General features: G+C 57.2%; 21 protein-coding genes, 2 tRNA genes and 3 rRNA genes. 17 read left to right on the top strand and 9 right to left on the bottom strand.

Going from position 1 to position 25,065, the window contains the following annotated elements; translation table 11 throughout:
- The first annotated feature begins 2 nt into the window (after window positions 1-2).
- The 7 genes from rpe to ACA066_RS26300 all read left to right on the top strand — a co-directional run bounded on the left by rpe (window position 3) and on the right by ACA066_RS26300 (window position 6,499).
- Window positions 3-677 (top strand): ribulose-phosphate 3-epimerase, encoded by a 675-nt coding sequence (gene rpe, locus ACA066_RS26330; protein WP_008035979.1) that lies wholly within the window; start codon window positions 3-5, stop codon window positions 675-677.
- Window positions 674-1,492, top strand: a complete 819-nt coding sequence (locus tag ACA066_RS26325) for a phosphoglycolate phosphatase (RefSeq protein WP_497697196.1) — start codon at window positions 674-676, stop codon at window positions 1,490-1,492. Before rpe ends, ACA066_RS26325 begins: the two co-directional genes overlap by 4 nt.
- A gap of 71 nt (window positions 1,493-1,563) precedes the next feature.
- Window positions 1,564-3,045 carry an anthranilate synthase component I gene (gene trpE / locus ACA066_RS26320; RefSeq protein WP_497697195.1) on the top strand — a complete coding sequence of 494 codons (1,482 nt, stop codon included), beginning with the start codon at window positions 1,564-1,566 and terminating at the stop codon, window positions 3,043-3,045.
- Window positions 3,046-3,159: 114 nt separating this feature from the next.
- Window positions 3,160-3,753, top strand: coding sequence for an aminodeoxychorismate/anthranilate synthase component II (locus ACA066_RS26315; protein WP_017341098.1), 594 nt, complete (start codon window positions 3,160-3,162; stop codon window positions 3,751-3,753).
- Between the two features lie 9 nt (window positions 3,754-3,762).
- The gene (trpD, locus tag ACA066_RS26310; RefSeq protein WP_497697194.1) at window positions 3,763-4,812 is read left to right on the top strand and encodes an anthranilate phosphoribosyltransferase; all 1,050 of its coding nucleotides are present in this window, start codon (window positions 3,763-3,765) and stop codon (window positions 4,810-4,812) included.
- A complete protein-coding gene (gene trpC / locus ACA066_RS26305) occupies window positions 4,809-5,645 on the top strand; it encodes an indole-3-glycerol phosphate synthase TrpC (RefSeq protein WP_497697193.1) in 837 nt (278 codons plus the stop codon). Before trpD ends, trpC begins: the two co-directional genes overlap by 4 nt.
- A gap of 152 nt (window positions 5,646-5,797) precedes the next feature.
- Window positions 5,798-6,499 carry a lipoate--protein ligase family protein gene (locus ACA066_RS26300; RefSeq protein WP_497697192.1) on the top strand — a complete coding sequence of 234 codons (702 nt, stop codon included), beginning with the start codon at window positions 5,798-5,800 and terminating at the stop codon, window positions 6,497-6,499.
- Here ACA066_RS26300 and crp read toward each other — a convergent pair.
- Window positions 6,496-7,140, bottom strand: coding sequence for a cAMP-activated global transcriptional regulator CRP (gene crp, locus ACA066_RS26295; protein WP_497697191.1), 645 nt, complete (start codon window positions 7,138-7,140; stop codon window positions 6,496-6,498). The genes ACA066_RS26300 and crp overlap by 4 nt on opposite strands.
- Window positions 7,141-7,369: 229 nt before the next feature.
- Between crp and ACA066_RS26290 the strand changes: the two genes are divergently transcribed.
- Both ACA066_RS26290 and speD read left to right on the top strand, forming a co-directional pair.
- The gene (locus tag ACA066_RS26290; RefSeq protein ID WP_007941657.1) at window positions 7,370-7,792 is read left to right on the top strand and encodes an OsmC family protein; all 423 of its coding nucleotides are present in this window, start codon (window positions 7,370-7,372) and stop codon (window positions 7,790-7,792) included.
- 238 nt (window positions 7,793-8,030) lie between these two features.
- Window positions 8,031-8,825: an adenosylmethionine decarboxylase gene (gene speD / locus ACA066_RS26285; protein WP_497697190.1), complete on the top strand. Its 795-nt coding sequence runs from the start codon at window positions 8,031-8,033 to the stop codon at window positions 8,823-8,825.
- A gap of 136 nt (window positions 8,826-8,961) precedes the next feature.
- Here speD and coq7 read toward each other — a convergent pair whose 3' ends face one another.
- The 6 genes from coq7 to hemJ form a co-directional block, all read right to left on the bottom strand.
- Window positions 8,962-9,609, bottom strand: coding sequence for a 2-polyprenyl-3-methyl-6-methoxy-1,4-benzoquinone monooxygenase (gene coq7, locus ACA066_RS26280; protein ID WP_017341092.1), 648 nt, complete (start codon window positions 9,607-9,609; stop codon window positions 8,962-8,964).
- A 214-nt stretch (window positions 9,610-9,823) separates the two neighbouring features.
- A complete protein-coding gene (locus ACA066_RS26275) occupies window positions 9,824-10,162 on the bottom strand; it encodes a histidine triad nucleotide-binding protein (RefSeq protein ID WP_462020913.1) in 339 nt (112 codons plus the stop codon).
- A 79-nt stretch (window positions 10,163-10,241) separates the two neighbouring features.
- A complete protein-coding gene (locus ACA066_RS26270) occupies window positions 10,242-11,030 on the bottom strand; it encodes an SDR family NAD(P)-dependent oxidoreductase (RefSeq protein WP_497697189.1) in 789 nt (262 codons plus the stop codon).
- Between the two features lie 62 nt (window positions 11,031-11,092).
- A complete protein-coding gene (locus ACA066_RS26265) occupies window positions 11,093-12,067 on the bottom strand; it encodes a DUF805 domain-containing protein (protein WP_497697188.1) in 975 nt (324 codons plus the stop codon).
- A 93-nt stretch (window positions 12,068-12,160) separates the two neighbouring features.
- Entirely contained in the window at window positions 12,161-13,129 is a 969-nt protein-coding gene (locus ACA066_RS26260) for an NAD(P)H-dependent flavin oxidoreductase (protein WP_497697187.1), read from the bottom strand.
- Window positions 13,130-13,162: 33 nt separating this feature from the next.
- The gene (hemJ, locus tag ACA066_RS26255; protein WP_497697186.1) at window positions 13,163-13,591 is read right to left on the bottom strand and encodes a protoporphyrinogen oxidase HemJ; all 429 of its coding nucleotides are present in this window, start codon (window positions 13,589-13,591) and stop codon (window positions 13,163-13,165) included.
- 135 nt (window positions 13,592-13,726) lie between these two features.
- On the opposite strand from hemJ, the gene argC reads away from it, so the two are divergent.
- On the top strand, window positions 13,727-14,761 hold the full coding sequence (gene argC, locus ACA066_RS26250) for an N-acetyl-gamma-glutamyl-phosphate reductase (RefSeq protein WP_017341086.1): 1,035 nt from the start codon (window positions 13,727-13,729) through the stop codon (window positions 14,759-14,761).
- A 168-nt stretch (window positions 14,762-14,929) separates the two neighbouring features.
- On the top strand, window positions 14,930-15,280 hold the full coding sequence (gene erpA / locus ACA066_RS26245) for an iron-sulfur cluster insertion protein ErpA (protein ID WP_007947969.1): 351 nt from the start codon (window positions 14,930-14,932) through the stop codon (window positions 15,278-15,280).
- A 72-nt stretch (window positions 15,281-15,352) separates the two neighbouring features.
- On the opposite strand, the gene ACA066_RS26240 is transcribed toward erpA, so the two are convergent.
- Together ACA066_RS26240 and ACA066_RS26235 are read right to left on the bottom strand one after the other, a co-directional pair.
- Window positions 15,353-16,444 carry an anhydro-N-acetylmuramic acid kinase gene (locus tag ACA066_RS26240; protein ID WP_497697185.1) on the bottom strand — a complete coding sequence of 364 codons (1,092 nt, stop codon included), beginning with the start codon at window positions 16,442-16,444 and terminating at the stop codon, window positions 15,353-15,355.
- Window positions 16,445-16,447: 3 nt separating this feature from the next.
- Window positions 16,448-17,866, bottom strand: a complete 1,419-nt coding sequence (locus tag ACA066_RS26235) for a peptidoglycan DD-metalloendopeptidase family protein (protein ID WP_497697184.1) — start codon at window positions 17,864-17,866, stop codon at window positions 16,448-16,450.
- A 212-nt stretch (window positions 17,867-18,078) separates the two neighbouring features.
- Between ACA066_RS26235 and tyrS the strand changes: the two genes are divergently transcribed.
- The 6 genes from tyrS (at window position 18,079) to rrf (ending at window position 25,026) form a co-directional block, all read left to right on the top strand.
- A complete protein-coding gene (gene tyrS / locus ACA066_RS26230; RefSeq protein WP_497699964.1) occupies window positions 18,079-19,278 on the top strand; it encodes a tyrosine--tRNA ligase in 1,200 nt (399 codons plus the stop codon).
- Between the two features lie 552 nt (window positions 19,279-19,830).
- Window positions 19,831-21,367, top strand: a 16S ribosomal RNA gene (locus ACA066_RS26225).
- Between the two features lie 82 nt (window positions 21,368-21,449).
- Window positions 21,450-21,526, top strand: a tRNA-Ile gene (locus tag ACA066_RS26220).
- 28 nt (window positions 21,527-21,554) lie between these two features.
- Window positions 21,555-21,630: transfer RNA gene (locus ACA066_RS26215), tRNA-Ala, on the top strand.
- A 236-nt stretch (window positions 21,631-21,866) separates the two neighbouring features.
- Window positions 21,867-24,758 (top strand): 23S ribosomal RNA (locus ACA066_RS26210).
- 152 nt (window positions 24,759-24,910) lie between these two features.
- A 5S ribosomal RNA gene (rrf, locus tag ACA066_RS26205) occupies window positions 24,911-25,026 on the top strand.
- Together the 16S, 23S and 5S rRNA genes with 2 tRNA genes alongside form the textbook arrangement of a ribosomal RNA operon.
- The last annotated feature ends 39 nt before the right edge of the window (window positions 25,027-25,065 follow it).

Here is a 25,065-nt window from a genome sequence, read left to right as displayed (position 1 = left end):
TCATGCAGCCCTTCGTAATTGCTCCGTCGATTCTCTCCGCCGACTTCGCCCGCCTGGGGGAGGAAGTGGACAACGTTCTGGCCGCCGGCGCCGACTTCGTGCACTTCGATGTCATGGACAACCACTACGTGCCGAACCTGACCATCGGCCCGATGGTCTGCGCCGCGCTGCGCAAGTACGGCGTGACCGCGCCGATCGACGCGCACCTGATGGTCAGCCCGGTGGACCGCATCGTCGGTGACTTCATCGAAGCTGGTGCGACCTACATCACTTTCCACCCGGAAGCCACGCAGCACGTTGACCGTTCCCTGCAACTGATCCGCGAGGGCGGCTGCAAGTCGGGACTGGTGTTCAACCCGGCGACCCCGCTGGACGTGCTCAAGTACGTGATGGACAAGGTCGACATGATCCTGCTGATGAGCGTCAACCCGGGCTTCGGCGGGCAGAAGTTCATCCCTGGCACCCTCGACAAGCTGCGTGAAGCTCGCGCATTGATCGATGCCTCGGGTCGTGACATTCGCCTGGAAATCGACGGCGGCGTCAACGTGAACAACATCCGTGAAATCGCAGCGGCTGGCGCTGACACCTTCGTGGCCGGCTCGGCGATCTTCAATGCGCCGAACTACCAGGAAGTCATCGAGAAGATGCGTTCCGAACTGGCGTTGGCCCGCCCATGAGCGGCTTTGAGCAGCTGTTCCCGGGGCATCTGCCACGGCTGGTGATGTTCGATCTGGACGGCACGCTGGTCGATTCGGTCCCTGACCTCGCCGCGGCGGTGGATAACATGCTGCTCAAACTCGGGCGTCAGCCTGTCGGCATCGAATCGGTGCGTGACTGGGTCGGCAACGGCGTGTACATGCTGGTGCGTCGGGCCCTGGCCAATCACATAGACGCCGAGGGTGTCGATGACGTTGAAGCCGAGCATGCGCTGGAATTGTTCAACGGCTTTTATGAGGATGGTCACGACCTGACGGTGGTTTACCCCGGCGTGCGCGACACCCTTAAGTGGCTGAACAAACAAGGCGTGGAAATGGCGCTGATCACCAACAAACCGGAGCGCTTCGTCGCACCGCTGCTGGATCAGATGAAAATCGGCCGTTATTTCAAATGGATCATCGGCGGCGACACCCTGCCGCAGAAGAAACCCGACCCGGCGGCGCTGTTTTTCGTGATGAAAATGGCCAACATTCCGGCGTCGCAATCGTTGTTCGTCGGTGACTCGCGCAGCGATGTGCTGGCGGCGAAAGCGGCGGGGGTCAAATGTGTGGCGCTCAGTTATGGCTACAACCATGGTCGGCCGATTGCCGAGGAGTCGCCGGCGCTGGTCATCGACGACCTGCGCAAACTAATTCCCGGTTGCCTGGATCCGGCCGCTGAGATAACGTTGGCCGACGCTGTTCAACCCCCTTCTGGAAACGCCATCGTGGTGGTCACTCGCAAACTCTGGATGAAAGTCATCAAGGCCCTGGCCCGCTGGCGTTGGCGCGCCTGACTTGTTCCTTGCCGGTCTGCCGGCGCGTTTGCATACCTGACTGTTAGCACCTCAAGCCACGAGGCTACTCCATGATCCGCGAAGAATTCCTGCGTTTGGCCGCTGCCGGCTATAACCGCATCCCGCTTGCCTGCGAAACCCTGGCCGACTTCGACACGCCGCTGTCGATCTACCTGAAACTGGCTGACGAACCCAATTCCTACCTGCTCGAATCGGTGCAGGGCGGGGAGAAGTGGGGCCGTTACTCGATCATCGGCCTGCCGTGCCGCACCGTGCTGCGAGTTCATGACCATCACGTCAGCGTGACTCATGACGGCGTCGAGATCGAAAGCCATGAAGCGGAAGATCCGCTGGCGTTCGTCGAAGCCTTCAAAGCCCGTTACAACGTACCGACTATCCCCGGCCTGCCGCGGTTCAACGGCGGTCTGGTGGGTTACTTCGGCTACGACTGCGTGCGTTATGTGGAGAAGCGTCTGGGCAAGTGCCCGAACCCGGATCCGCTGGGCGTGCCGGACATTCTGCTGATGGTGTCCGATGCGGTGGTGGTGTTCGACAACCTCGCTGGCAAGATGCACGCGATTGTCCTGGCCGACCCGTCGCAGGAAGACGCCTTCGAGCAAGGCCGCGCCCGCCTGGAAGAGCTGCTGGAAAAACTCCGCCAGCCCATCACCCCGCGCCGAGGCCTGGATTTCAGCAAGCAACAATCGGCTGACCCGGTGTTCCGCTCCAGTTTCACCCAGGACGATTACGAAAAAGCCGTCGACACCATCAAGGAATACATCCTGGCCGGTGACTGCATGCAGGTCGTGCCGTCCCAGCGCATGTCGATCGACTTCAAGGCTGCGCCGATTGATCTGTACCGGGCGCTGCGCTGCTTCAACCCGACGCCTTACATGTACTTCTTCAACTTTGGCGACTTCCATGTCGTCGGCAGTTCGCCGGAAGTGCTGGTGCGGGTCGAAGACAACCTGATCACCGTGCGCCCGATCGCCGGCACGCGTCCGCGCGGGGCCAACGAAGAAGCCGATCTGGCACTGGAAAAAGACCTGCTGTCCGACGACAAGGAAATCGCCGAGCACTTGATGCTGATCGACCTGGGTCGTAACGACACTGGTCGCGTTTCGGAAATCGGTTCGGTGAAGCTCACGGAGAAGATGGTCATCGAGCGTTATTCCAACGTGATGCACATTGTTTCCAACGTCACCGGGCAACTGAAGGCCGGGCTGACGGCGATGGACGCGCTGCGGGCGATCCTGCCGGCGGGCACCTTGTCCGGCGCACCGAAGATTCGCGCGATGGAAATCATCGACGAACTGGAACCGGTCAAGCGTGGCGTCTACGGCGGCGCGGTCGGTTACTTCGCCTGGAACGGCAACATGGACACCGCGATTGCCATTCGCACCGCGGTGATCAAGAACGGCGAACTGCACGTGCAGGCGGGTGGCGGCATCGTTGCCGACTCGGTGCCGGCGCTGGAATGGGAAGAAACCCTGAACAAGCGCCGCGCAATGTTCCGTGCAGTCGCCCTGGCTGAACAAACCCCGGAAAGCTGACCGATGAACGTGCCCCGTATGCCATGCCGCTTTGCCTGACAAAGCGCTGGACGCTGCGGGTCACTCATTCGAAGGCAGTCTTTATAGTCAGTGAATTCAAGAGGTTCTCAAGCCATGTTGCTGATGATCGATAACTACGACTCTTTTACTTACAACGTTGTGCAGTACCTGGGCGAACTCGGCTCCGAGGTAAAAGTCGTGCGCAACGATGAACTCACCATTGCCGAAATCGAAGCCCTCAACCCTGAGCGGATCGTGGTTTCACCGGGTCCTTGCACGCCGACCGAAGCCGGCGTCTCGATTGATGTGATCAAGCATTTTGGCGGCAAACTGCCGATTCTGGGCGTCTGCCTGGGCCATCAGTCCATCGGCCAGGCCTTTGGTGGCGACGTGGTCCGCGCCCGTCAGGTGATGCACGGCAAGACCAGCCCGGTGTTCCACGAGGACAAAGGTGTATTTGAAGGCCTGAATCATCCGCTGACGGTTACGCGCTATCACTCGTTGATCGTCAAGCGCGAAACGCTGCCGGATTGTCTGGAGCTGACCGCCTGGACCCAGCTTGAAGACGGCTCGGTCGACGAGATCATGGGCCTGCGCCACAAGACGTTGAACATCGAAGGTGTGCAGTTCCACCCTGAGTCTATCCTGACTGAACAGGGCCACGAGCTGTTCGCCAACTTCCTCAAACAAACCGGCGGTACGCGCTAAGGACTTTCCATGAATATCAAGACAGCCCTGAGCCGTATCGTCGATCACCTCGACCTCAGCACCGAAGAAATGCGCGATGTGATGCGCGAAATCATGACCGGGCAGTGCACGGACGCGCAGATCGGCGCGTTCATGATGGCCATGCGCATGAAGAGCGAAAGCATCGACGAGATCGTCGGCGCCGTGTCGGTCATGCGCGAGCTGGCGGACAAGGTCGAACTCAAGACCCTCGACGGCGTGGTCGATGTGGTCGGCACCGGCGGTGACGGGGCCAACATTTTCAACGTTTCGACGGCTTCTTCCTTCGTGGTGGCAGCGGCCGGTTGCACTGTGGCCAAACACGGTAACCGTGCGGTGTCGGGTAAAAGCGGCAGCGCCGATCTGCTGGAAGCGGCGGGCATCTACCTGACCCTGACCCCGGTTCAGGTGGCGCGTTGCATCGACAACGTCGGCATCGGTTTCATGTTTGCCCAGACTCATCACCGTGCCATGAAGTACGCCGCCGGCCCGCGCAAGGATCTCGGTTTGCGTACCTTGTTCAACATGCTCGGCCCGCTTACGAATCCGGCCGGCGTGAAACATCAGGTGGTGGGCGTGTTTAGCCAGGCGCTGTGCCGGCCGTTGGCCGAAGTCTTGCAGCGTTTGGGCAGCAAGCATGTGCTGGTGGTGCACTCGAAGGATGGCCTGGACGAGTTCAGTCTGGCCGCGCCGACCTTCGTGGCGGAACTGAAAAATGACCAGATCACCGAGTATTGGGTCGAACCGGAAGATTTGGGCATGAAGAGCCAGAGCCTGCACGGCCTGGCGGTGGAAAGCCCGGCCGCTTCGCTCGAGCTGATTCGCGATGCCCTCGGCAAGCGCAAGACCGAGAGCGGTCAGAAAGCCGCCGAGATGATTGTGCTCAATGCCGGTGCTGCGCTTTATGCCGCCGACCTGGCGACCAGTTTGAAAGAAGGCGTTGCCCTGGCGCACGATGCGCTGCACACAGGCCTCGCCCGGGAAAAACTTGAGGAGTTGGGTGCATTTACCGCGGTATTCAAAGTGGAGAATGAGGGATGAGTGTACCGACGGTTCTGGAAAACATTCTGGCGCGCAAAGTCCAGGAAGTCGCCGAGCGTAGCGCTCGTGTGAGCCTGGCGGAGCTGGAAAGTCTGGCCAAGGCGGCCGATGCACCCCGTGGTTTTGCCAAGGCATTGATCGCGCAGGCCAAGCTGAAACACCCGGCGGTCATTGCTGAAATCAAGAAAGCTTCGCCAAGCAAAGGCGTGATTCGCGAGAACTTCGTTCCGGCGGACATTGCCAGGAGTTACGAGAAGGGCGGCGCGACCTGCCTGTCGGTACTCACCGATATCGATTACTTCCAGGGCGCCGATGCGTATCTGCAACAGGCTCGGGCGGCGTGCAATCTTCCGGTGATCCGCAAGGACTTCATGATCGATCCGTACCAGATCGTCGAAGCCCGTGCTTTGGGCGCTGACTGCGTGCTATTGATCGTCTCCGCACTGGATGACGTGAAAATGGCCGAGCTGGCGGCAGTGGCCAAAAGCGTCGGCCTCGATGTGCTGGTGGAAGTCCACGATGGCGACGAGTTGGAGCGGGCCTTGAAAACCCTCGATACTCCGCTGGTCGGCGTGAACAACCGCAACCTGCACACCTTCGAAGTCAGTCTGGAAACCACCCTCGACCTGTTGCCGCGGATTCCGCGTGACCGTCTGGTAATCACTGAAAGCGGCATTCTCAATCGGGCCGATGTCGAGCTGATGGAAATCAGCGACGTGTATGCGTTCCTGGTTGGTGAAGCGTTCATGCGCGCCGAAAGCCCTGGTACCGAATTGCAGCGTCTGTTCTTCCCTGAGCGTGGCGTTGCTGTCAGCGGCTCGACCCTCGACTGATTGCACGCAGATCGAGCCGACCCCATCGCGAGCAAGCTCGCTCCCACATTAGTCCGCGTTCAATTAATCAACGCCGATCAAATGTGGGAGCGAGCTTGCTCGCGATGGGGCACTCAAATCCCTCAAAGACTTCATGCCTTACGGAGTAGTCCATGACCCTGCCGACCATTCTGACCGTCGAAGCCGGCCTGCAAGCCGAACAGGATTTGTTGGCCTCAGTCTGCACCGGCGATTCAGAGTTCGGCCTGCTGTTCTGGCAACCAAGTGACAAAGCACTGGTCATGCCACGCCGCTTGAATCGCCTGCCTGGCTTCGACGCCGCCTGCGAAGTATCTGCCGCCGCAGGCTGGCCAGTACTGTTGCGCGAAACCGGCGGCGAACCGGTGCCGCAATCGGCATCAACCATCAACATCGCGCTGGTCTACGCGCCGCCACGCAGCGAGGGCGACCAGAACCGCATCGAAACCGCTTATCGCCGACTCTGCGACCCTATCTGTCAGTTGCTGGATGAACTGGGCGGCGTTTCGTCTTTGGGCGAAGTGGATGGCGCGTTCTGCGATGGCCGTTTCAACGTCAATCTCGACGGACGCAAGATGGTCGGCACCGCTCAGCGCTGGCGCCAGAGCAAGGGTGGTTCACGCCCGGTCGGGTTGGTGCACGGTGCTTTGTTGCTGGATAACGAGCGCGAATCGATGGTCGCGGCAGTCAATCGCTTCAACGAGGCGTGCGGTCTGGAACAGCGGGTTCGTGCCGGGAGCCACATCGCCTTGCATGAAAAGTTTGCGGCGCCCGATGCACTGGAGCGGCTCGACGCGCTCTATCGCCAGATGCTGGCAGACATGTTCAAGGCTTAGCGCGTACCGAAGACCACCATGGTCTTGCCTTTGACGTCGACCAGGTTGCGCTCTTCCAGGTCCTTGAGCACGCGACCGACCATCTCCCGGGAGCACCCGACAATCCGCCCGATTTCCTGTCGGGTCACCTTGATCTGCATGCCATCGGGGTGGGTCATGGCGTCTGGCTGTTTGCACAGTTCCAGCAAGCAACGAGCGACTCGGCCGGTGACGTCGAAGAACGCCAGGTCACCGACCTTGCGGGTGGTGTTGCGCAGGCGCTGTGCGATTTGTCCGCTGAGTACGTAAAGAATGTCTGGATCTTGCTGGGACAACTCGCGGAATTTCGCGTAGCTGATTTCCGCGACTTCACACTCGATCTTGGCGCGCACCCAGGCGCTGCGTTCCTGTTCCAGGCCGGCCTGTTCAAACAGACCCAGCTCCCCGAAAAAGTCCCCGGCGTTCAGGTAGGCAATGATCATTTCACGGCCGTCGTCATCCTCGATCAGGATGGTGACCGAGCCTTTGATGATGAAGAACAGCGTCTCCGAGCGGTCGCCGGCACAAATGATGTTGCTCTTGGCCGCATAACGACGGCGCTGACAATGCATCAACAGCTTGTCGATGTTCTTGATTTTGGGTGTAGGGGCAATAGCAACCATGGTTGTATCCCGAAAAGACTGCACGGTGTGTTTGGTTTTTTATGAGGCACTGGGGTTGCAGCGAAACTGGCTATGCGCCAGTGAATTGGCGCCAGCTTACCAGACACTTCCTGCAATATTCGAGAATTTACCTACAAAGCTGGTGGTTATCTCGTAGGACGGCGAGCACTGTCAATCCAGGGCCCTGTGCTAAGCTGGCGACCCTTTTTTAGACAGTGGAGTCTTGGCGATGAAGGCACGCATCCAATGGGCTGGCGAAGCCATGTTCCTCGGCGAATCCGGTAGCGGTCATGTCGTGGTCATGGACGGTCCGCCCGATGCCGGTGGTCGTAACCTGGGTGTCCGGCCGATGGAAATGCTCCTGCTGGGTGTCGGCGGTTGCAGCAATTTCGATGTGGTCAGCATCCTCAAGAAGTCCCGTCAGGCCGTCGAAAGCTGCGAAGCCTTCCTCGAAGCCGAGCGTGCGACCGAGGATCCGAAGGTCTTCACCAAGATCCACATGCATTTCGTGGTCAAGGGCCGCGGGCTGAAAGAAGCCCAGGTCAAACGCGCCATCGAGCTGTCTGCCGAGAAGTATTGCTCGGCGTCGATCATGCTCGGCGCGGCCGGTGTTGCGATTACCCACGACTACGAAATCATCGAACTCGGTTGAATCGACATTCAACTATCATAAAAGCAGTGCAGACTCTGGCGATCCCAAGCTGACGTCTGCATAATGCGCCACTTTTTTCAGGGGAGTGGTCCGTCAGCCGACCGGCCGCTTGCCCGAACAGACAACCAAAATCGCCATCGCGAAGAGGTGTTAACCGTCCTACGCGGGTGCGTCGTTCGCATCTGACGGGCATGCTTGATCACGCGGCCCGGGCCGCATACATAGAGAGTTTTTAACGGTGAAAAGCAAACTCAAGCTCCACGGGTTCAATAACCTGACAAAGACCTTGAGCTTCAACATCTATGACATCTGCTACGCGGAAACCCCGCAAGACCAGCAGGCTTACGTCGAGTACATCAATGAAGAGTACAACGCGAAGCGCCTGACGCAGATCCTCACAGAAGTTGTCGATATCATTGGTGCCAACATCCTGAACATCGCCAGTCAGGACTACGATCCACAGGGCGCCAGCGTCACGATTCTGATCTCGGAAGAGCCGGTGACCCCGACCGACAGCCAGATCGAAGAATCCCCGGGCCCGTTGCCCGAGATTATCCTGGCCCACCTCGACAAGAGCCACATCACGGTGCATACCTACCCGGAAATCCATCCGGACGACGGCATTGCGACCTTCCGTGTGGACATTGACGTGTCGACTTGTGGCGTCATTTCACCGCTTAAAGCGCTCAACTTCCTCATTCACCAGTTCGATTCGGACATCGTGACCGTGGATTATCGTGTGCGCGGTTTCACCCGTGACGTCGAAGGCAACAAGCACTTCATCGATCACGAGATCAACTCGATTCAGAACTACCTCTCCGACGACACCCGCGACGCGTACCAGATGACCGACGTGAACGTGTACCAGGAAAACCTGTTCCACACCAAAATGCTGTTGAAGAACTTCGAACTTGATAGCTACCTGTTCGGTGATGCGACCAACAACCTGTCCCCTGAGCAGCGTGCTCAAGTGACCGACCGTGTGAAACACGAAATGCTCGAAATCTTCTACGCGCGCAACATGCCGACCTAAGACTTTGAACACAAAAAAAGGCGACTACCTCACGGCCGTCGCCTTTTTTATGTCTGCTGCGATACCGTTGTAGGAGCATGGCTTGCCCGCGATGGCGATCTCAAGGACGCCATCGCGGGCAAGCCATGCTCCTACATCAGATCCGGTACGTACTCTTGGTCATCACCTTGGCCATCAAACTCATCCCGAACTTCACCGGTGCCGGAAAACGAAAGCCCCCTGCCTCCAGCGCACTTTCGGCATGGTGCTCTTCATCAATACGCATTTGCTCAAGAATCGCCCGGGACTTTTCGTCCTCGGCCGGCAACTGTTCAAGATGTTCATTCAAGTGCTTGCACACCTGATGCTCGGTAGCCGCAACAAACCCCAGGCTGACTTTGTCGCTGATCAACCCGGCCACCGCACCAATGCCGAACGACATGCCGTAGAACAGCGGGTTGAGAATGCTGGTGTGGCTGCCCAACTGCTTGATGCGTTGTTCGCACCAGACCAGGTGGTCGATTTCTTCTTCGGCAGCATGTTCCATGGCCGCGCGCACCTGCGGCAGCTTGGCGGTCAGGGCCTGGCCCTGATACAGCGCCTGGGCGCAGACTTCGCCGGTGTGGTTGATACGCATCAAGCCGGCAACGTGCCGGGTGTCTTCGTCGCTCATCTGCGTTTCCGGCTGCACGATCGCGGGGGACGGACGGTACGGCTGGCCACTGAAGGGCAGCAGGGTACGCATCGCGGCATCGGCTTGCAGCAGAAGACGGTCAATCGGCGAGTAGTGACGTTGGGTAGTCATGCTGACCTCCGGGAAGAATCTCGGCGGCCAGTTTAACCCAATCGGCCAGGGAAGGTTTGCGCTGGGTCATTTCTGGCGGGGTCACCACCGAACCTGTAGGAGCGAGGCTTGCCCGCGAAGAACGATAACGCAGTCCCCCTGAATGACCGCGTCGCCCTTTCGCGGGCAAGTCGGATCGCCGCACCGCTCGCTCCTACAAAGAGCAGGTGATTAATCAGCCCGGCGGCCAGTGCATCTGGCGCTGACCCAGTACGTGCATATGAATGTGATAGACGGTCTGCCCACCCAGTGGATTGCAGTTCATGACGACACGGAAACCGTCTTCGCAGCCCAGTTCCAGTGCCAGACGCTGGGCGGTGAACAGAATATGTCCAGCCAATGCCTTATCGTCCTCGGTGAGGTCGTTGAGGGTGCGCACAGGTTTCTTCGGGATCACCAGAAAATGCACTGGCGCCTGTGGGGCGATGTCGTGGAAGGCCAGTACCTGGTCGTCCTCGTAAATGATCTTCGCCGGGATTTCCCGGTTGATGATTTTGGTGAACAGAGTATCCACAGCTGTTTCTCCGTTATTTGGCTGGCCTGAGTGTACTCATCGGATATCGCCGAGCCCAGCCTTTTGCCTTGAAGGTTGATCAGCGCGGACAGTAGGCCTTGTTGACCATGCCCGCGATTGTCCGGGTCAGCCAGCGTGAGCCAAGCCGTGGCAGGAACGCGAACCAGCGGTTCAGTCGACCCGGAATGATAATGGCGCGATTCTTATCCAGCGCCCGCACGGTATAGAGCGCGACTTCCTCGGGACTCATCAGCAGTTTGCTGTCGACCAGTTTGTCGGTATCCAGTTGTGCGGTGCGGAAAAACGCCGTGCGGGTCGGGCCGGGGCAAAGCACCGACACCTTGACCGCGCATTTCTTCAGCTCGACGCGCAGTCCTTCGGAAAAGTGCAGCACATACGCCTTGCTGGCGTAGTAAGTGCTCATCCAGGGGCCGGGATGGAAGGCCGCGACCGAAGCGACATTCAAGATCTGCCCGCCACCCTGCAGCGCCATGCTGTTGCCGATGGCGTGACACAGACGGGTCAGGGCGAGGATGTTCACTTCGATTAGGTCTTGTTCGGTCATCCAGTCCTGCGCCAGGAACGGGCCGCAGGTGCCGATGCCGGCGCAGTTCACCAGCAGGTCGATCTGCCGGTCACCTTCTTCCAGTTCCAGCAGAAACCCGGACAGGCGCAGTGGCTCGCCGAGGTCGCAGGCGCGGAACAACACTTCCACGCCAAAACGTTGGGTCAGTTCAGTAGCAATACTTTCCAGCTGATCACGCTGTCGGGCCACCAGAATCAGGCTGCGGCCACGGCGGGCGAGCGCTTCGGCCATCGCCAGGCCGATGCCGCTGGAAGCGCCAGTGATCAGAGCGTAACGGGTCATGCAGTTCTCCATCGCAACAACTCCGCGCCGGCGACGCAGGTGTCACGGGCGGGGAGCGCTGTTCATTCTTTCGCAGAGTCTACAGGGGCCGGGGCTTCTTCGGCTTCTTCGTCTGCGGAATCGGGTGCCGCTTCGGCCTCCGCGGCAGGCTCGACTTCCACTTCGTCGGTGGTTACCGAACCGCTGTCATAGCTGGTTTCGGCCGCGCTTTCGTACTCTTGCTGGATCGCACTGAAGCCACCCGCCAGCAGACCAATAAAGCCGAGGGCAATCACCACGACCCACAGCGAAGACAACACTCTGACTGCCGTGGTGTTCGGCGGTGGTGGAGGGCCGTAGCGATTGGCGATGTTGGTGCCCGGCACGCACATGATCACAAACGGAAAGAAGCTGCCCACGAACGGCACAAGATTCAGTAACCAGAGCCAGCCGGACCAGCCAATGTCGTGCAGGCGCTGAACGCTGATCTGAATGCTGACGACCGCGATGGCGATGCACAGGAAAAATACCAACAGCCCTCCGACAATCAGGCCTGCGGTCGAATCGCTGCTGATCAGGGCGATGGCGAAAACGGCTACCACCGACCCGATGCCGAGCATGACCAGCGTCAGGACCATGGTCCAGGCCAGGTAACGCAAACGGCCGATGCGTCCTTCGACGCCAAAAGGCTTGAGCGTGGAGTACTGGGGCAGGCTTTCGCCGACCGTGGCTTGGGGCGGTGCATACGGCGACTCGGGATCTGCGAACACCGGTTGGCTGCTGGCGGGAGCGTGATGAACGTCGGCCAGGTTCAATTCAATCGAGGGTTCGGCTTCGATACGGGCATCGATGCCGGTTTTCGTCAGCGCCTGATGATAGTTTTGCGCCTCTGTCTGCGACAGACCTTGCTTGAGCGCAACCGTTTGTCCAGTGAACAGCCGTTCGATGGCCACCACTTCGCTTTTGTACAACGCCGCCAGATTGAGTTTGGCAGTGGTGATATCGACCCCCGGCAGCAGAGCGCCGTCGAATACGATCTTGAAACGGTTATCGCTCATTGCGAGGCATCCTTGTCGCGAGTGTTTGAGTATTTAGAGAGTTGCGAGCGCGGAGTGTAAGGCCAGCCGAGGATGGCTGGCCAAATTTTCCTGTCAGCGCGGCCAGCGTTTCGACAGTTGTGCTGCCAGCTCCAGCGCCTTGCGGTATTCAGCGTCCAGCCGGGCGACCAATTGATCCACGCTCGGCAAATCATCGATCTCCCCGACGCCCTGGCCGGCGGACCACACGGTTTTCCAGGCCTTGGCTTCATCGCTCAGTGGCTTGAGCTTGGAGCCGAAATTGACCTCGCCCTTGTTTTGCAACGCCGCCATGTCGAAACCGGCCGCTTCCAGGCTCTGACGCATAAAGCTCGCCGGGACGCCCGACACCGCCGGCGTATGGATGATGTCTGCCGCTCTGGCGTTCAGCAGCATCTCTTTGTAGGCGTCAGGCGCATGACTTTCAGCGGTGCCGATAAATCGCGTACCGAAGTAGGCCAGATCCGCACCGAGCAATTGCGCAGCCAGAATCTCGTGGCCGTGGTTCAGACAGCCGGCCAGCAGCAGCGTCTTGTCGAAGAACTGGCGAATCTCGGCAATCAACGAGAACGGGCTCCACGTGCCGGCGTGTCCACCGGCGCCCGCGGCCACGGCAATCAAGCCATCGACGCCCGCTTCGGCGGCTTTCTCTGCATGGCGACGGGTCGTCACGTCATGGAAGACCAGGCCGCCATAGCTGTGAACGGCATCGACCAGTTCTTTCACGGCGCCGAGGCTGGTGATCACGATCGGCACCTTGTGCTCGATGCAGATGTCCAGGTCCGCCTGCAGCCGCGGGTTGCTGTTGTGGACGATCAGATTCACGGCATAAGGCGCGGGGTTATCCAGTGTCGCCAGGCCTGCCTCGATTTCTTCCAGCCAGGCCTTGAAGCCGCTGCTCTCACGCTGGTTCAGCGCGGGAAAGCTGCCCACCACGCCATTACGGCAGCAGGCGAGTACCAATTGTGGATTGGAAATCAGGAACATCGGCGCTGCCACGACGGGCAGACGCAAACGTTGTTCGAGCAAAGCGGGCAGCGACATTGGAAGTACCCCGGTGAGTGGTGCTGATTGAAGTTAGAACGGCCGAACGACGACCAGAATTACGATAGCCAGCAATATCAGAACCGGCACTTCATTGAACCAGCGATAAAAGACATGGCTGCGGGTGTTCTCGCCACGGGCAAAACGTTTTACCTGCGCGCCGCACATGTGGTGGTAGCCGATCAGGATTACCACCAGCGTCAACTTGGCGTGAATCCACGCACCCTGGCTGAATATGCTCGGGTTCAGGCCGATCAGTGCGATGCCGAAAATCAGTGTGGCGATCATCGCCGGCCCCATGATGCCGCGGTACAGCTTGCGCTCCATCAGGCTGAAGCGTTCTTTGCTGACAGCGTCTTCGCTTTGGGCGTGATAGACGAACAGGCGCGGCAAGTAAAACAGGCCGGCAAACCAGCAGACCATGCTGATGATGTGAAGCGCTTTGAGCCACAGATAAAGCATTTTTAGTTATTCCCAGGTTCACGGTAGCGAAGATAGTAGAGGGTAGCGCGTCCGCACGTCACCTTGACGGTTGTCGCAGGACGATGCGGGCCCTATTATCGACGGCTTTCCAGTGGGTTCGTTGAGGGCAGGTTTATGGTCAAGGTCGGTATCGTCGGCGGCACGGGTTACACCGGTGTCGAACTGCTGCGTCTGTTGGCACAGCATCCGCAGGCAGAAGTGGTCGTGATCACTTCCCGATCCGAGGCCGGTCTGGCCGTGGCTGATATGTACCCGAACCTGCGCGGTCATTACGATGGCCTTGCGTTCAGCGTTCCGGACATCAAGACCCTGGGCGCCTGCGACGTGGTGTTCTTCGCCACGCCTCACGGTGTTGCCCATGCGTTGGCGGGTGAACTGCTGGCGGCGGGGACCAAGGTCATCGACCTGTCGGCGGACTTCCGTCTGCAAGACGCAGATGAATGGGCAAAGTGGTACGGCCAGCCTCACGGTGCTCCGCAGCTGCTGGAAGAAGCCGTCTATGGCTTGCCGGAAGTCAATCGCGAGCAGATCAAACAGGCTCGCCTGATCGCCGTGCCGGGTTGCTACCCGACCGCCACGCAATTGGGTTTCCTGCCATTGCTCGAAGCTGGTCTGGCCGATACCACTCGCTTGATCGCTGACTGCAAATCCGGCGTCAGCGGTGCCGGCCGTGGCGCTTCCGTAGGTTCGCTGTACTCTGAGACGTCGGAAAGCATGAAGGCCTACGCCGTTAAAGGTCACCGTCACTTGCCGGAAATTCGCCAGGGGCTGCGTCGCGCAGCAGGCAAGGACGTCGGGCTGACCTTCGTTCCGCACCTGACCCCGATGATTCGCGGCATTCACTCGACGCTCTACGCGACGGTCGTGGATCGCTCGGTGGATCTGCAGGCGCTGTTTGAGAAGCGTTATGCCAACGAACCGTTCGTTGATGTGATGCCGGCGGGCAGCCATCCGGAAACCCGCAGCGTGCGTGGTGCCAACGTCTGCCGTATCGCCGTGCATCGTCCGCAGGACGGTGATCTGGTGGTGGTGTTGTCGGTGATCGATAACCTGGTCAAAGGCGCGTCGGGCCAGGCAGTGCAGAACCTGAACATCCTGTTTGGGCTGGATGAGCGTCTGGGACTGTCCCATGCCGGCATGTTGCCGTAAGGTTTTATCCCACTCAGCAAAAAGGCCCGTCAAACGGGCCTTTTCGCATTTCCGGCCGGCAATCGGGTTTATTGATATACCGTAACAATAGTTGACCGATTTTCTAGGAGAAGCGGATAATGCGCGTCATCACGCATTATGGCGGCGTAACGCCGGGAGATAGTTAGCATGAGCGTCGAATCCTTCACCCCCACGGCTTTGCAATTCACCCACGGTGCCGCGCACAAGGTGAAGAGCCTGGTCGATGAAGAGGGGAATGATCGCTTGAAGCTGCGCGTATTCGTTACGGGCGGCGGTTGTTCAGGTTTTCAGTACGGCTTTACCTTTGATGAAGAAGTGGCCGATGACGACACCATCGTGGAGCGCGAAGGTGTGAGCCTGGTCGTCGATCCGATGAGCTTCCAGTACCTGGCAGGCGCCGAGGTGGATTATCAGGAAGGTCTGGAAGGTTCGCGTTTCGTGATCAAGAACCCGAACGCCAGCACCACGTGTGGCTGCGGCTCTTCGTTCTCGATCTGATCGCGCTTACCGTATAAACAAACGCCGCAGGACCTCAGGGTCCTGCGGCGTTTTGCTGTCCGGGATTCTGCTTCAGGCGGGGTAGATGGCGCCGAGTATGCGCAGGCCGCGGGCGCCGGTGACGCTTGGGCGATTGGCTGCAATGCCTTCCAGGCAGCAATGGGCCAGCCAGGCGAAGGCCATGGCCTCTACCCAGTCGGGGTCAACGCCGTGAGTGGCTGTGCTGCTGACTGTCGCGCCAGGCAGCAGGCTGGCCAGCCGCTTCATCAATGTGGCGTTGTGTGCGCCGCCGCCGCAGACCAGCAACTCCCGGGTATCCGATTGAGCGCTTTGCAGTGATTCGGTGATGGTCAGTGCGGTCAGTTCAAGCAGCGTTGCTTGCACGTCTTCGGCGGCGAAGGTCGCCAGTTTTGACAGATGCTGTGTCAGCCATGGCAGGTTGAACACTTCGCGGCCGGTGCTTTTCGGGCCTTTGGTCACGAAGAATGGATCGCCGAGCAGCGCTTTCAGAAGAGCAGGTTCGACCTTGCCGCTGGCGGACCATTGACCGTCGCGATCAAAGTTCTCGCCGCGTTGCTGATGAATCCAGGCGTCCAGCAACACATTCCCTGGGCCGCAGTCGAAGCCCGCCACAGGTTTGCCGGGCTCGATCAGGCTGAGGTTGCTGAAGCCGCCAACATTCAGTACCGCGCGGTTGCCGGCCTGTTCTTCAAACAAGGCTTCGTGGAAGGCGGGAACCAGTGGGGCACCTTGACCGCCGGCGGCCACATCGCGGCTTCGGAAGTCGCTGACCACGGTGATGTCAGTCAATTCGGTCAGCAGGGCAGGGTTGCCGATTTGCACCGTGAAACCGCGCGCCGGTTCGTGGCGAATGGTCTGGCCGTGACTGCCAATCGCGCGAATGTCTTCGGGTTTCAGGTTTTGTTGATCGAGAAGGGTATGAATGCCCTGCGCCGCCAGCTTTACCCAGTTCTGCTGGGCGATGGCTGAGCGGGCAATTTCGTCCGGACCGCTGGCGCACAAGCCAAGCAGCTCGGTGCGCAGGGAGTCAGGCATGGGAATGTAGTGCGTGGCGATCAGCTTGATCGCCGGTGCCACCTCGACCAGGGCGATGTCCAGGCCATCGAGGCTGGTTCCGGACATCACACCTATATAGAACGTCATGGCTTAGCGCTTGCTCGAAGCCAGTTGGGTGGATTTCTCTTGGTCCATGCGCGCCATCAGCGGCTGACTCTGCGCGAGGAAGCGAGCGCGTTCTGCTTTGGAAATCGGATCGGCCATCGCCACTTTTTGACCCAGCGGATCGACGTGCACACCATTGACCTGGAACTCGTAGTGCAGGTGCGGGCCAGTAGACAGGCCGGTGGTGCCAATGTAGCCAATCACTTGACCCTGTTTTACAGAGCTACCTGTCTGGACGCCTTTGGCAAATCCCTGCATGTGGCCATACAGCGTGCGATAGGTGTTGCCGTGCTGAATGATCACGGTATTGCCGTAGCCGCCGCGGCGACCGGCCAACAACACTTTGCCGTCGCCGGCAGCCTTGATTGGCGTGCCGCGCGGAGCAGCGTAATCGACGCCTTTGTGGGCGCGGATCTTGTTCAGGATCGGGTGCTTGCGGCCCATGGAAAACTTGGAGCTGATGCGGGCGAAATCCACTGGCGTACGGATAAACGCCTTGCGCATGCTGTTGCCGTCAGCGGTGTAATAGCTGCTGTTGCCTTGTTTGTTGGTGTAACGCACGGCGGTATAGGTCTTGCCGCGGTTGGTGAAGCGCGCTGAGAGGATCGGCCCGTTGCCGACGGCCTTGCCGTTGACGACTTTCTGTTCGTAGATCACGTCGAACTCGTCACCCTGGCGAATATCCTGGGCAAAGTCGACGTCATAGCCAAACACGCTGGCCATGTCCATGGTCAGGCTGTGGGACAGGCCGGCGCGAGCGGCGGATTGCGACAGCGAGCTGTTGATCACGCCATGAACGTAAGCGGAACGCACGCTAGGCTTCGCGGTGATGCGGTTGAACACATAACCCTTGTCATTCTTGGTCATGGTGATGCTTTCAAGGTCGCTGACCGTGCTGTGCAGATTGGTCAGCTGGCCTTCAGGGCTCAGTTCGAATTCGAGTTTCTGGCCATGCTTGAGCTGGCTGAATTGCTTGGCTTGCTTGTCGCTGGCCAGTATTTCATGCACCGAAGCGGCCGGGAGACCGACTTTCTCGAACAGGGTGGAGAGCGTGTCACCTTTGGCGACGATCACTTCCCTGTGGTTGGGCGCCTTCTTTTCTTCGACAACTGGCGCAGGTACGGCCTGAGCGGTTTCCGGGGTGTCTTCGGCGCTGTTTTCGATTTGCGCGAAAGGGGAAGTTGTCGGCTCATTTGTGGCTTGGACCGCGTCGGCGGCGTCTTGATCTTGTGTCAGTTGTTCAGCAGGGCTTTCCAGTTCAAGACTCAGGGTCGTCTTTTTGGCTTCTACATCACTGGAAGGAAATACCAGAAGCGCCAGGCTCAGAAGGGCGGCGATGCCACTTGCTGCGAGCAGGTGGGTCTTCGGGTAAAGCGGTGGCGCTTTAGACGATTCTTTGGTCATGGGTAATTTTGACTTTGAAAAAAGATGAATTGGAAAAGATGAATGACATGATGAAGATGAAATAACTGTATAAAATATAACCAAATCATCTCTGAAGCAAGTCCGTGGTCGTTCTGCCAGCGGATTGGCGTCATTGCGCCGGCCAAACTTTGTATTTGACGCGCGATCTTGTATGGTTGGTCCCCTTTGAATTCGAGCCTTGCGGGTCTGTTATGAAGTCGGTTGAAGAGCAGCTAGCGCTGATCAAACGTGGTGCGGAAGAACTGTTGGTCGAGTCCGAGCTGATCGAAAAGCTCAAGCGTGGCCAGCCGCTGCGTATTAAGGCAGGCTTCGATCCAACCGCGCCGGATTTGCACCTGGGTCACACCGTGCTTATTAATAAGCTGCGTCAGTTCCAGGAGCTGGGGCATCAGGTGATCTTCCTTATAGGTGACTTCACCGGGATGATCGGTGATCCGAGCGGCAAGAGCGCAACACGCCCGCCGCTTACCCGCGAGCAGGTTCTCGAGAATGCCGAGACCTACAAGACTCAAGTCTTCAAGATTCTTGATCCGGCGAAAACCGAAGTGGCGTTCAACTCCGCCTGGATGGATCAGATGGGGCCGGCCGACTTCATTCGCCTGACATCGCAGTACACCGTTGCGCGCATGCTCGAGCGTGACGACTTCGACAAGCGCTACACGACCAATCAGCCAATTGCCATTCATGAGTTCCTCTATCCGCTGGTTCAGGGTTACGACTCGGTCGCCTTGCGCGCGGATGTCGAACTGGGCGGCACCGACCAGAAGTTCAACCTGCTGATGGGGCGTGAGCTGCAACGTGGTTACGGGCAGGAGGCTCAATGCATTCTGACCATGCCGTTGCTCGAAGGCCTGGATGGCGTGAAGAAGATGTCCAAATCGTTGGGCAACTATGTCGGTATTCAGGAAGCTCCGGGTGTGATGTACGGCAAGCTGGTTTCCATTCCGGATGCGCTGATGTGGCGTTACTTCGAATTGCTCAGCTTCCGCTCCATGGACGAGATCAGTGCATTCCGTGCTGATGTTGAGGCGGGTGCCAATCCGCGTGACATCAAGATCAAGCTGGCCGAGGAGATCGTTGCACGCTTCCATGGTGAGGAGGCCGCAGCCAATGCTCACCGTGCAGCGGGTAACCGCATGAAGGATGGCGAACTGCCGGACGATCTGCCAGAAATCGAATTGACCGCTACCGAAGATATGCCGATCGCTGCCGTCCTTAATAAGGCCGGACTCGTGAAGAACTCGGCGGTGGCGCGCGATCTCCTGAACTCTGGCGGTGTTCGTATAGATGGTGAGGTTGTCGATCGCACCTTTATATACGTACTGGGTGCGACCCATGTTTGCCAGGCTGGAAAGAAGGCATTTGCGCGTATTTCGCTTAAATCCGAATAAAGCTGAAATCAGGGGTTGACTGCAGATTCTGGAAGTCTATAATTCGCCCCACTTCCGGCGCAGTCGAAACGGAAAACTTCTTGGTAAACAAAGAGTTACGCAGTTTTCGGCAGCGAGCTGCTTCAGTTCATCGAAGCCCCGAAGGAGTTGAAAGAGCGGTGTTGTTTGGCTCTTTTGACGGTTCGATCTTCTCGGTCGAAAGCGGAGAAAAAGAGGTGTTGACAGCAGCGACTAACGCTGTAGAATTCGCCTCCCGCTAACGAGAGATCGGAAGCGCAAGTGGTTGAAGTTGCAAAGGAAACTTTGAAAAATTCTGAAAATAACCGCTTGACAGATACAGAGGACGCTGTAGAATGCGCGCCTCGGTTGAGACGAAAGTCCTTGACCAACCGCTCTTTAACAACTGAATCAAGCAATTCGTGTGGGTGCTTGTGGAGTCAGACTGATAGTCAACAAGATTATCAGCATCACAAGTTACTCCGCGAGAAATCAAAGATGTAACCAACGATTGCTGAGCCAAGTTTAGGGTTTCTTAAAAACCCAAAGATGTTTGAACTGAAGAGTTTGATCATGGCTCAGATTGAACGCTGGCGGCAGGCCTAACACATGCAAGTCGAGCGGTAGAGAGAAGCTTGCTTCTCTTGAGAGCGGCGGACGGGTGAGTAATGCCTAGGAATCTGCCTGGTAGTGGGGGATAACGCTCGGAAACGGACGCTAATACCGCATACGTCCTACGGGAGAAAGCAGGGGACCTTCGGGCCTTGCGCTATCAGATGAGCCTAGGTCGGATTAGCTAGTTGGTGAGGTAATGGCTCACCAAGGCGACGATCCGTAACTGGTCTGAGAGGATGATCAGTCACACTGGAACTGAGACACGGTCCAGACTCCTACGGGAGGCAGCAGTGGGGAATATTGGACAATGGGCGAAAGCCTGATCCAGCCATGCCGCGTGTGTGAAGAAGGTCTTCGGATTGTAAAGCACTTTAAGTTGGGAGGAAGGGCAGTAAATTAATACTTTGCTGTTTTGACGTTACCGACAGAATAAGCACCGGCTAACTCTGTGCCAGCAGCCGCGGTAATACAGAGGGTGCAAGCGTTAATCGGAATTACTGGGCGTAAAGCGCGCGTAGGTGGTTTGTTAAGTTGGATGTGAAATCCCCGGGCTCAACCTGGGAACTGCATTCAAAACTGACAAGCTAGAGTATGGTAGAGGGTGGTGGAATTTCCTGTGTAGCGGTGAAATGCGTAGATATAGGAAGGAACACCAGTGGCGAAGGCGACCACCTGGACTGATACTGACACTGAGGTGCGAAAGCGTGGGGAGCAAACAGGATTAGATACCCTGGTAGTCCACGCCGTAAACGATGTCAACTAGCCGTTGGGAGCCTTGAGCTCTTAGTGGCGCAGCTAACGCATTAAGTTGACCGCCTGGGGAGTACGGCCGCAAGGTTAAAACTCAAATGAATTGACGGGGGCCCGCACAAGCGGTGGAGCATGTGGTTTAATTCGAAGCAACGCGAAGAACCTTACCAGGCCTTGACATCCAATGAACTTTCCAGAGATGGATTGGTGCCTTCGGGAACATTGAGACAGGTGCTGCATGGCTGTCGTCAGCTCGTGTCGTGAGATGTTGGGTTAAGTCCCGTAACGAGCGCAACCCTTGTCCTTAGTTACCAGCACGTTATGGTGGGCACTCTAAGGAGACTGCCGGTGACAAACCGGAGGAAGGTGGGGATGACGTCAAGTCATCATGGCCCTTACGGCCTGGGCTACACACGTGCTACAATGGTCGGTACAGAGGGTTGCCAAGCCGCGAGGTGGAGCTAATCCCATAAAACCGATCGTAGTCCGGATCGCAGTCTGCAACTCGACTGCGTGAAGTCGGAATCGCTAGTAATCGCGAATCAGAATGTCGCGGTGAATACGTTCCCGGGCCTTGTACACACCGCCCGTCACACCATGGGAGTGGGTTGCACCAGAAGTAGCTAGTCTAACCTTCGGGAGGACGGTTACCACGGTGTGATTCATGACTGGGGTGAAGTCGTAACAAGGTAGCCGTAGGGGAACCTGCGGCTGGATCACCTCCTTAATCGACGACATCAGCTGCTCCATAAGTTCCCACACGAATTGCTTGATTCATTGAAGAAGACGATAAGAAGCAGCCCGAAATTGGGTCTGTAGCTCAGTTGGTTAGAGCGCACCCCTGATAAGGGTGAGGTCGGCAGTTCGAATCTGCCCAGACCCACCAATTTTTGTGTGGGATCCTGTAGCAATACGGGGCCATAGCTCAGCTGGGAGAGCGCCTGCCTTGCACGCAGGAGGTCAACGGTTCGATCCCGTTTGGCTCCACCACTACTGCTTCTGATTGTATAAAGCTTAGAAATGAGCATTCCATCGTGATGGTGGTGAATGTTGATTTCTAGTCTTTGGCTAGATCGTTCTTTAAAAATTTGGGTATGTGATAGAAAGATAGACTGGACGTTACTTTCACTGGTAGCGGATCAGGCTAAGGTAAAATTTGTGAGTTTAATCGCGAATTTTCGGCGAATGTCGTCTTCACAGTATAACCAGATTGCTTGGGGTTATATGGTCAAGTGAAGAAGCGCATACGGTGGATGCCTTGGCAGTCAGAGGCGATGAAAGACGTGGTAGCCTGCGAAAAGCTTCGGGGAGTCGGCAAACAGACTGTGATCCGGAGATGTCTGAATGGGGGAACCCACCTAACATAAGTTAGGTATCTTAAGCTGAATACATAGGCTTAAGAAGCGAACCAGGGGAACTGAAACATCTAAGTACCCTGAGGAAAAGAAATCAACCGAGATTCCCTTAGTAGTGGCGAGCGAACGGGGACTAGCCCTTAAGTGGCTTTGAGATTAGCGGAACGCTCTGGAAAGTGCGGCCATAGTGGGTGATAGCCCTGTACGCGAAAATCTCTTGGTCATGAAATCGAGTAGGACGGAGCACGAGAAACTTTGTCTGAATATGGGGGGACCATCCTCCAAGGCTAAATACTACTGACTGACCGATAGTGAACTAGTACCGTGAGGGAAAGGCGAAAAGAACCCCGGAGAGGGGAGTGAAATAGATCCTGAAACCGTATGCGTACAAGCAGTGGGAGCCCACTTTGTTGGGTGACTGCGTACCTTTTGTATAATGGGTCAGCGACTTATTTTCAGTGGCGAGCTTAACCGAATAGGGGAGGCGTAGCGAAAGCGAGTCTTAATAGGGCGTCTAGTCGCTGGGAATAGACCCGAAACCGGGCGATCTATCCATGGGCAGGTTGAAGGTTGGGTAACACTAACTGGAGGACCGAACCGACTACCGTTGAAAAGTTAGCGGATGACCTGTGGATCGGAGTGAAAGGCTAATCAAGCTCGGAGATAGCTGGTTCTCCTCGAAAGCTATTTAGGTAGCGCCTCATGTATCACTGTAGGGGGTAGAGCACTGTTTCGGCTAGGGGGTCATCCCGACTTACCAAACCGATGCAAACTCCGAATACCTACAAGTGCCGAGCATGGGAGACACACGGCGGGTGCTAACGTCCGTCGTGAAAAGGGAAACAACCCAGACCGTCAGCTAAGGTCCCAAAGTTATGGTTAAGTGGGAAACGATGTGGGAAGGCTTAGACAGCTAGGAGGTTGGCTTAGAAGCAGCCACCCTTTAAAGAAAGCGTAATAGCTCACTAGTCGAGTCGGCCTGCGCGGAAGATGTAACGGGGCTCAAACCATACACCGAAGCTACGGGTATCACTTAGGTGATGCGGTAGAGGAGCGTTCTGTAAGCCTGTGAAGGTGAGTTGAGAAGCTTGCTGGAGGTATCAGAAGTGCGAATGCTGACATGAGTAACGACAATGGGTGTGAAAAACACCCACGCCGAAAGACCAAGGTTTCCTGCGCAACGTTAATCGACGCAGGGTTAGTCGGTCCCTAAGGCGAGGCTGAAAAGCGTAGTCGATGGAAAACAGGTTAATATTCCTGTACTTCTGGTTATTGCGATGGAGGGACGGAGAAGGCTAGGCCAGCTTGGCGTTGGTTGTCCAAGTTTAAGGTGGTAGGCTGAGATCTTAGGTAAATCCGGGATCTTAAGGCCGAGAGCTGATGACGAGTGTTCTTTTAGAACACGAAGTGGTTGATGCCATGCTTCCAAGAAAAGCTTCTAAGCTTCAGGTAACCAGGAACCGTACCCCAAACCGACACAGGTGGTTGGGTAGAGAATACCAAGGCGCTTGAGAGAACTCGGGTGAAGGAACTAGGCAAAATGGCACCGTAACTTCGGGAGAAGGTGCGCCGGTGAGGGTGAAGGACTTGCTCCGTAAGCCCATGCCGGTCGAAGATACCAGGCCGCTGCGACTGTTTATTAAAAACACAGCACTCTGCAAACACGAAAGTGGACGTATAGGGTGTGACGCCTGCCCGGTGCCGGAAGGTTAATTGATGGGGTTAGCTAACGCGAAGCTCTTGATCGAAGCCCCGGTAAACGGCGGCCGTAACTATAACGGTCCTAAGGTAGCGAAATTCCTTGTCGGGTAAGTTCCGACCTGCACGAATGGCGTAACGATGGCGGCGCTGTCTCCACCCGAGACTCAGTGAAATTGAAATCGCTGTGAAGATGCAGTGTATCCGCGGCTAGACGGAAAGACCCCGTGAACCTTTACTATAGCTTTGCACTGGACTTTGAATTTGCTTGTGTAGGATAGGTGGGAGGCTTTGAAGCGTGGACGCCAGTTCGCGTGGAGCCAACCTTGAAATACCACCCTGGCAACTTTGAGGTTCTAACTCAGGTCCGTTATCCGGATCGAGGACAGTGTATGGTGGGTAGTTTGACTGGGGCGGTCTCCTCCTAAAGAGTAACGGAGGAGTACGAAGGTGCGCTCAGACCGGTCGGAAATCGGTCGTAGAGTATAAAGGCAAAAGCGCGCTTGACTGCGAGACAGACACGTCGAGCAGGTACGAAAGTAGGTCTTAGTGATCCGGTGGTTCTGTATGGAAGGGCCATCGCTCAACGGATAAAAGGTACTCCGGGGATAACAGGCTGATACCGCCCAAGAGTTCATATCGACGGCGGTGTTTGGCACCTCGATGTCGGCTCATCACATCCTGGGGCTGAAGCCGGTCCCAAGGGTATGGCTGTTCGCCATTTAAAGTGGTACGCGAGCTGGGTTTAGAACGTCGTGAGACAGTTCGGTCCCTATCTGCCGTGGACGTTTGAGATTTGAGAGGGGCTGCTCCTAGTACGAGAGGACCGGAGTGGACGAACCTCTGGTGTTCCGGTTGTCACGCCAGTGGCATTGCCGGGTAGCTATGTTCGGAATAGATAACCGCTGAAAGCATCTAAGCGGGAAACTAGCCTCAAGATGAGATCTCACTGGGACCTTGAGTCCCCTGAAGGGCCGTCGAAGACTACGACGTTGATAGGTTGGGTGTGTAAGCGCTGTGAGGCGTTGAGCTAACCAATACTAATTGCCCGTGAGGCTTGACCATATAACACCCAAGCAATTTGACTACTCGAAAGAGCATCAGATTGCGGTGTGTGAAGACGAGACGAACCGAAAGTTCGAGAGCAACGCACAAACTATCGCATACCCATTCGCTGGAGCGTGAACCGAAAGGTAAACGACCTGGCTCCCGAATTTCTTGACGACCATAGAGCATTGGAACCACCTGATCCCATCCCGAACTCAGCAGTGAAACGATGCATCGCCGATGGTAGTGTGGGGTTTCCCCATGTGAGAGTAGGTCATCGTCAAGATTAAATTCCGAAACCCCTATCTGCGTATGCAGGTAGGGG

It is taken from the genome of Pseudomonas sp. LBUM1651, assembly GCF_059716135.1.
Note: the sequence above shows the minus strand (reverse complement) of the source record. Positions and strands in the feature narration are given on the sequence as shown.